Source organism: Micromonospora sp. M51 (assembly GCF_018070305.1).
Taxonomy (GTDB): Bacteria; Actinomycetota; Actinomycetes; order Mycobacteriales; family Micromonosporaceae; genus Micromonospora; species Micromonospora parva.
Genome location: NZ_JAGPXZ010001360.1, coordinates 1 through 744 on the forward strand (window position 1 = coordinate 1; position 744 = coordinate 744).

General features: G+C 73.8%; 1 pseudogene. It reads right to left on the reverse strand.

Annotation, left to right across the window (positions count from 1 at the left end):
* A pseudogene (locus KBX53_RS34825) lies at positions 1–728 on the reverse strand (hypothetical protein); the annotation flags it as partial.
* Between the last annotated feature and the right edge of the window lie 16 nt (positions 729–744).

Consider the following 744-nt stretch of genomic DNA (forward strand, 5'->3'; position numbering starts at 1 on the left):
GCTTCCGCCGGCCACTCGTCGACGTACGGGCCTCCCTCCGGGCTCGCGCTCGGAGCGTCGACAGCGTCGGTCGGCTCGTCGGGTGGCGCGAGTTCGTCCGTCGGGTGGTACTCGACCGGGTTGGCGTCCTCATTGGGTGAAGCGGTGTAGGCCTGCTTGTCGACGTCGGGTTCGGCTGCGAGGTCGCGTTCGTCCTGCTGGTGGGGGATCGCGAGCAGCGGTGCGCCGGAGACGGGTTGGTCGTCGTCCACAGGTGCCGTGTCGAACGCGGGCTGCTGGTCGTCGTCCAGGTCGTCCAGCCAGCGCCGGGGAGCACCGGAGACCGGGGCAGCGGGCGGCGCGGAGACGGGGGCAGCGGGCGGCGCGGAGACGGGGGCAGCGGGCGGCGCGGAGACCGGGGCGAAGGCGTCGTCTGGTGTCGACCCGCTGGCGTCGGTCACGTCCAGGTGGGTGTCAGCCGTCGGCGTCGACGCCTCCGTGTCCGACGCGGCCGCTGTCGTGAAGAGGTCGGGGCTGCCGGCCGTCGACTCATCGTCGGTCGGGTCGTACTGCCGCTCGTCGGTCGTCGACGCACCCGGCGAGGAATCGGCGGGCTGAGCCGGGCTGAACCACGCGTCCGGCCCACGGACGCTCGCGACGTCGTCCGGTTCGCGAACGGGCGTGACCGGTTCTTCCGAGGGTGGCGGGGGTACGTAGCGGCGCGGCGTACCGGGGGCCGGCGGAAGCACCGGCGCGACGTCCATC